The sequence below is a fragment of the Neoroseomonas rubea genome (assembly GCF_016106015.1).
GTDB lineage: Bacteria > Pseudomonadota > Alphaproteobacteria > Acetobacterales > Acetobacteraceae > Neoroseomonas > Neoroseomonas rubea.
In genome coordinates, this window is sequence record NZ_JACADQ010000292.1 from 1 (window position 1) to 5,440 (window position 5,440).

4 protein-coding genes are annotated in these 5,440 nt (G+C 70.6%); all 4 read left to right on the forward strand.

Features of this window, described 5'->3' with window-relative positions; genetic code table 11:
- Positions 1 to 1,150: chromosomal replication initiator protein DnaA (dnaA, locus tag HW577_RS19880; protein WP_198377869.1), on the forward strand; the 1,150-nt coding region annotated here is incomplete at its 5' end.
- A 471-nt stretch (positions 1,151 to 1,621) separates the two neighbouring features.
- On the forward strand, positions 1,622 to 2,752 hold the full coding sequence (gene dnaN / locus HW577_RS19885) for a DNA polymerase III subunit beta (protein ID WP_198377870.1): 1,131 nt from the start codon (positions 1,622 to 1,624) through the stop codon (positions 2,750 to 2,752).
- A 214-nt stretch (positions 2,753 to 2,966) separates the two neighbouring features.
- Positions 2,967 to 4,655, forward strand: coding sequence for a sulfatase-like hydrolase/transferase (locus HW577_RS19890; RefSeq protein ID WP_198377871.1), 1,689 nt, complete (start codon positions 2,967 to 2,969; stop codon positions 4,653 to 4,655).
- Positions 4,656 to 4,677: 22 nt separating this feature from the next.
- The coding region (locus HW577_RS19895) for an AAA family ATPase (RefSeq protein ID WP_198377872.1) at positions 4,678 to 5,440 on the forward strand (763 nt) is incomplete at its 3' end.

Genomic DNA, 5,440 nt, shown 5'->3' on the forward strand with positions numbered 1-5,440 from the left:
GGGCCCGCAGCCGCGCGGCGCCGCCGAGGGCGCGGAGGTCGAGGTGGCCCCCGAGCGCTCCGGACTGGCCGAGGCGCTGTCCGGCCGCGCGCCGCGCAATGCGGCCGGCGAGGCCCGCGGTGAATGGTCCGCGCCGCTCGACCCGCGCTTCACCTTCGATACCTTCGTCGTCGGCAAGCCGAACGAGTTCGCCCATGCCTGTGCGCGGCGCGTCGCCGAGCATCCGGCGAGCCCGGGCTTCAACCCGCTGTTCCTTTATGGCGGCGTTGGCCTCGGCAAGACCCACCTGATGCATGCCGTCGCCTGGGCGATCCGAAATGGCGAGCCGGCGCGCAACGTCGCCTACATGAGCGCCGAGAAGTTCATGTACCGCTTCATCGCCGCGCTGCGCAGCCAGTCCACGATGGAGTTCAAGGAAAGCCTCCGCTCCGTCGACGTGCTGATGGTCGACGACCTGCAATTCCTGATCGGCAAGGACAACACGCAGGAGGAATTCTTCCACACCTTCAACGCGCTGATCGACGCGGGCAAGCAGATCATCGTCAGCGCCGACAAGTCGCCCTCCGACCTCAACGGGCTTGAGGACCGGCTGCGCACGCGGCTCGGCTGCGGCATGGTCGCCGACATCCACGCCACCACCTACGAACTCCGCCTGTCGATTCTGCAGGCCAAGGCCACCGCGGCGGGCGTCGCGGTGCCGAAGGCGGTGCTCGAATTCCTCGCGCACAAGATCACGTCCAACGTGCGGGAGCTCGAAGGCGCGCTGAACCGGCTGATCGCGCATGCCAACCTGTTCGGCCGCGCCGTGACGCTCGACAGCGCGCAGGAGGTGCTGCACGACATCCTCCGCGCGCATGACCGCCGCGTCACGATCGAGGAGATCCAGCGCAAGGTCGCCGAGCACTACAACATCCGCCTGACCGACATGAGCAGCGCGCGCCGCGCGCGCAACGTGGCGCGTCCGCGCCAGGTGGCGATGTACCTGGCGAAGCAGCTCACCTCCCGCTCCCTTCCCGAGATCGGGCGGCGCTTCGGCAATCGCGACCACACGACGGTGATGCACGCCGTCTCGCGCATCTCGGAACTCATGCAGGCGGATGCCGCCTTCGCCGAGGATGTGGAGCTGCTGCGGCGGATGCTGGAGACCTGAAGGTCTGGGTCTATTGAGACCCCAGGCGCCGGCGCGGCCATCCGGCCGCTTGGGTTGCGCGCCGTGGGCTTACGCACCAGGCAGGTCGATTGCGGTCGCGCTTTGCGATCGCGGATCGCGGCCACGCCGCGATCCATTGGCCTGAGCCTCGGTCCGCCGCGTGGCTGATGTTTCCGGCGCAGTCGCGCCGGGTGCTCCCGGACGGGCGAGGGGTGCCCGATGGCCGCAATTCCCGTGTGCGTGACAGCCTGCCCCGGCCCCGACCCGCGGTTTTCCGCGGGTTTCGCGGCGCCACACCCCGCTTCCCCGCCTGGAATCGCGCTGATATGGTGCGCCCCCCTCGCCCGGGCCGCGCGGGCCGATTCGGCCCCGGTCCGGCGTGTGGGGGAGCATTGGGGGACAGGCGCGGTCGCGCGCGGCCCAGCCCGGGCCGCGAGGTGACCGCCCAGAGCATCGGGGCGTCGGGCGACGATGAAGTTCACGGTGGACCGCGCGGTGCTGATCAAGGCGCTCGCGCATGTGCAGAGCGTGGTGGAGCGGCGGAACACGATCCCCATCCTCGCCAATGTCCTGATCGACGCGAAGACCGAGGGCAGCCTCACCCTGACCGCGACCGACATGGAGATCGCGGTGGTCGAGGACGTGGCGGGTGTGACCGTCACGCGCGGCGGCCGCACCACGGCGCCGGCCGCGACGTTGTACGAGATCGTGCGCAAGCTGCCCGAGGGCGCGCGCGTCGAGCTCGACCATGGTGGCGGCGACGGGCCGCTCACGCTGCGCGCGGGCAAGTTCAACACCACGCTCACGGTCCTGCCGGTCGATGACTTTCCCTCGATGACCGAGGGCCGGCTGCCGACGAAGTTCTCGATCAAGGCGGGCGTGCTGCGCGACCTGATCGACCGCACGCGCTTCGCCATCAGCACCGAGGAGACGCGCTATTATCTCAACGGCATCTACCTGCATGCCGCGGAGGCCGACGGCACGCCGGTGCTGCGCGCGGTCGCGACCGATGGCCATCGCCTCGCCCGCGTGGAGGAACCGCTGCCAGAGGGTGCCAAGGGCATGCCGGGCGTGATCGTCCCCCGCAAGACGGTCAACGAAGTGCGCAAGCTGGCCGAGGAGACGCAGGACGAGATCGAGGTGCGCCTGTCGGACACCAAGATCCGCTTCGCGCTCGGCACCGTCTCGCTCACCTCCAAGCTGATCGACGGCACCTTTCCCGAATATGAGCGCGTGATCCCGCGCGGCAACGACAAGACGCTGACCGTCCCGAAGGATGCCTTCGAGCAGGCGGTCGCGCGCGTCGCCGCCATCAGCAGCGAGCGCTCGCGCCCGGTGAAGCTCAGCATCTCCCGCAACAACCTCCTGCTCTCCGCTGCCAGTCCCGACCAGGGCCAGGCGCAGGAGGAGCTGGAGGCCGATGCGGTGCGCTACGAGAGCACGCCGCTCGAGATCGGCTTCCAGGCGCGCTACCTGACCGACATCACCAGCCTGATCGGCGACGAGGTGGAATTCCTGTTCGCCGATGGCGCCGCGCCCACCATCGTGCGCGACAAGGCGAAGCCGGAAGCGCTCTACGTGCTGATGCCGATGCGGGTCTAGCGCCGGGTCTCACGAGGCGAGCGCTGGACCCGGGGCGCCGAGCGCCGGTCGCCACAGTCGACATCACGAATTTGTGTTGATCTTCCCAGCGCGGGGCTTCGCTAAGCACGCGTCCGGCAGGCGCGCCTGAAGGGCGGCTGACGGAGAAGCCCAGTGCGCGCTGCCCTGTCGGGTCGGGGGCGTGGCGCGGCGTTACCTCAGGTTGTCGTCGATGATGACGGTCCTGCTGTGCCTGCAGCAGGTGACGTGGCTGGCAATGGTTGGGCAGATCCCCCCGAATCCGCTGCACGTCCTGCTGTATCTCGGCCCTGACCTGCTGCTCGCGCTGATTTTCGGCGGCGTGCTGCTGGTCCTGCAGCGCCCGAACACACTGGCACTGGCGATCGCGGTGGCGACACCGCTGATCCTGCTGAACCTGTCCGGGGCCAAGTTCGCCATTCTCGGCGACCAGGCCTTCGTGTCCGACATCCTGCTGCTGCCGGACCTGCTCAGGGTCCTGCCGCCGGCAACGGCTTTCTGCGTCCTGGCCGCGGCGCTCGGCCTGGGCGCCGCCTTCCTGCTGAACATCGCGCCGCGACGAGTGACCTTCCTTGCGCTGTCGGCCGCCGGGTGCGGTGCCGCGTTCCAGGCGACTGCGCCCCTGGCGACCAGCGGCATTGTCCACATGACCGTCGGGATGAATGCCCGCACCTTCGCCTTCCCCGTCCGCGGCCACTTCATGGGTGCCTTGGTCGCCCTCGTCGAGGATGCGGAGCAGCGCATGAAGGACCGCCTTCTGGCATCCGCGGCATCGGACGACCTTGGACCGGTCGTGCCGACGAGTGCCCGGATCGCAGCGCGCGATGTCCACATTATCGTTCTGGAGAGCTTCGTCGACCCGCTGGCGACGCCGGCCATCGTCCGCCCAGACCCGTTTCCTCCACTTTTTGCCGCTTGGCGGGACGCCGCGGGGGGCCGCCTCGTCGCGCCGGTCTTCGGCAATCGCTCGTCCAACACGGAGTTCGAGGTGCTGTGCGGCCTGCCTGCCTTCGGCGGCCGATACCGCGTCGTGACCATGTCGATCCCGGCCGGATCGGAACTGCCCTGCCTGCCGCGCCTTCTGGCAGCGCGCGGCTTCCGCACCGTCTCCCTGGTGCCGAGCTCGTCGGAGATCTTCCGCGCCGGCGCCGCCTTCCTGGCCATGGGCTTTTCGCAGCGCAGGTTCGAGGCGGATCTTCACATCACCGATCGGGATGGAGTCTGGGCCGCGGCAGGCTGGACGCTTGCGGAGGCTCGCGGCCTCCGGTCCGAACTCGGTCGTGACGCGCCGGCGCTGGTCTATACCTTCGTCAACGCCGGCCACCATCCCTTCGACCGCGATCGCGCGCGACGTCCTGACCGGATCGCGGTCACGCCGTCGTCGACGCTCGCCCACGACTGGGCGAACGGCATCCATCACACGGCGCTCGCGGTCGAGGCGCATGTCACGCAGGTCCTGGCCGAGGATCCGGATGCGCTCATCCTGGTCATGGGCGATCATTGGCCGCCGCTCCTTTCGCTCGTGCCGCGCCCGGCGGGGGCGGGGAGCGACCCACTGCACCATGCGCCGGCCTATGCGACGCCGCTGCTCGTGCTGGATCGCGGGACCATCCGGCGGACCGGCTGGCTGCCCGCCTGGCACCTGCCGCATCTGATCCTCGACATCCTCTCCGAAGGCGCGACCTGCGATGCCGGCATGTGCCCGCATCGCGGCGCCCGGCGGTTGCGCCCGATCGGCGATCGCATCCTCGTCCTGGACGAAACGGGCCGGGAGGTCGGGAGCTGCGCATTCGACGACACGGGCCCGGCCTGTGCCGAAACGCGCAGTGCTACGGCTGGCCTGCGCGCCTCCCTTGCGCGCATGCTGGAGGCGTCTAAACCCTGAGGCGCCTCCCATCAGCGGTCAGATGCTCCGCCTCACCCGCCTCCGCCTCACCGACTTCCGCTCCTGGCCGTTCCTCGACGTGGCCTTTGCCGCGCCGATCGTCGCGATTGCCGGCGAGAACGGCGCCGGCAAGACGAACCTGCTGGAAGCGATCTCCCTGCTCGGCCCCGGCCGCGGCCTGCGTGGCGCGCGCATGGGGGAACTTGGCCGCCGCGACGACGGCGCCGCCCGCCCCTGGGCCGTCGCGGGCCGCTTCGCCACCCCCGCGGGCGAATTCGACATCGGCACCGGCAGCGACCCGGACGGTGTGTCGGAACGCCGCGTCTTCCGCCTCGACGGCCAGCCCGTCCGCGCCCAGGCGGATCTCGCGGACCGTGTCGCGGTGGTCTGGCTCACGCCGCAGATGGACCGGCTGTTCCAGGAAGCGGCGTCTGGCCGGCGGCGCTTCCTCGACCGGCTCGCCTGGGCGCTGGAACCCGGCCATGCGCGGGAAGTGGCCGCGCATGACAACGCCATGTCCCAGCGCAACCGCCTGCTGGCCGAAGGCCGCGCCGACCCGCGCTGGCTCGCGGGGCTGGAGGATGCGATGGCCCGCCACGCCGTCGCCGCCACCGCCACGCGCCGCGCCCTGGCCGCGCGGCTGAACGCGGTGATGGCGGCCGGCACGGCCACCGGTGCCTTCCCCGCGGCGCGGATGGACCTGGTCTGTCCGATCGCCGCCGCCCTGGCGGAGCAGCCGGCCCTGGCCGCCGAGGACGCGCTGCGGGACGCGCTGGCCGCCGATC

Coding starts and splice junctions, on each gene's coding strand:
- HW577_RS19890 (WP_198377871.1), top strand. CDS start 2,967: ATGACGGTCCTGCTGTGCCTGCAGCAGGTGACGTGGCTGGCAATGGTT.
- dnaN (WP_198377870.1), top strand. CDS start 1,622: ATGAAGTTCACGGTGGACCGCGCGGTGCTGATCAAGGCGCTCGCGCAT.